The organism is Pantoea sp. Pa-EAmG (assembly GCF_030024295.1).
Lineage (GTDB): Bacteria > Pseudomonadota > Gammaproteobacteria > Enterobacterales > Enterobacteriaceae > Pantoea > Pantoea dispersa.
The window spans coordinates 1-1,014 of record NZ_JASEWO010000368.1; the positions used below are offsets into that span (position 1 = coordinate 1).

The 1,014-nt window shown below is 52.8% G+C and carries 2 protein-coding genes; both read right to left on the reverse strand.

Going from position 1 to position 1,014, the window contains the following annotated elements; translation table 11 throughout:
* The coding region (locus QMM04_RS22685; protein WP_282997130.1) for a protein phosphatase 2C domain-containing protein at positions 1-738 on the reverse strand (738 nt) is incomplete at its 3' end.
* A partial coding sequence (locus tag QMM04_RS22690) for a type VI secretion system-associated FHA domain protein (protein ID WP_349253956.1) occupies positions 735-1,014 on the reverse strand: 280 nt, incomplete at its 5' end. The genes QMM04_RS22685 and QMM04_RS22690, both read right to left, overlap by 4 nt.

The following is a 1,014-nucleotide window of genomic DNA, read 5'->3' on the forward strand; positions in this document are numbered from 1 at the left end:
GGTGTCCTGCGGTGAGCCAATCCAGACGGCCAGCGCGCTGAAGTTATCCTGCTGGCCTTGTTCCGGTTGACTGTTTTTAATGATTTGCTGCATCAGGGTGAGCCACTCTTCTGGCGTATTCACCATGTGCAATGACTGCTGCATCTGCTCCAATGTCACGCCATGCCAAAAACCATCGGTGCACAGCAAAAACGCATCGCCATCTTCAATTGCAATCACATCGCTGTAACTGGCATCTCGCTGTTCATCGCCCATCCCCAAAGCAAAATAGAGCAGATTGCTGTTGATCCCTTCGGTCTGGTGACCGGCATCTTTCATTTGCTGCACCAGGCTGTGATCGGTAGTGACGTGATACAGATATCCACGACGAAAAAGGTATAAACGGCTATCGCCCGCATGCGCCCAATAAGCCAGTTCGTAATCACGGTCGATAAACAAGCTCACCAACGTCGTACCCATACGGCTGTGTTGGCTATTGGCTTTCTGCTGCTGACGAATAGAGTGGTTAGCGTGATTCACATAGTCCCGGATGGACTGGGCATTCAGGTGAGCGTTGCCATCGAACGCCTCCACCAAACTGGTGCGAGCAATCTCTGCCGCAACGTCACCGCCGGGGAATCCGGCCACGCCATCACAGACGACAAAACAGGCTGAACGTTTACCGATGATGTCACCGGTTTGATCTTGATTGCTGGCGCGGTCGCCCTGATTCGACGTGGAAGCAATAGTGATATTCATGTCTCATCCGTGTGGGTTTGTGAGTCTTTGTACTGATTGACTTCCAGGTCATAGGCGTGAAGGAAAGCTTCACCAAACAGGGTGTGGAAATCGTCTTCAATCTCGCCTGCCGTTTCGCCATAACGCTCCACGAAGTGTTCCCACAGGGCAGCTTTACGGCTACCGGGCAATCCCAGACGAGAAACCGATCCCGCTTGACGCGCCTCTTCCTCTAGCTGATCTGGATTAAAGGATTGCAGCATCGAAGCGATAATGGCGCGGATCCCGGCGATCATG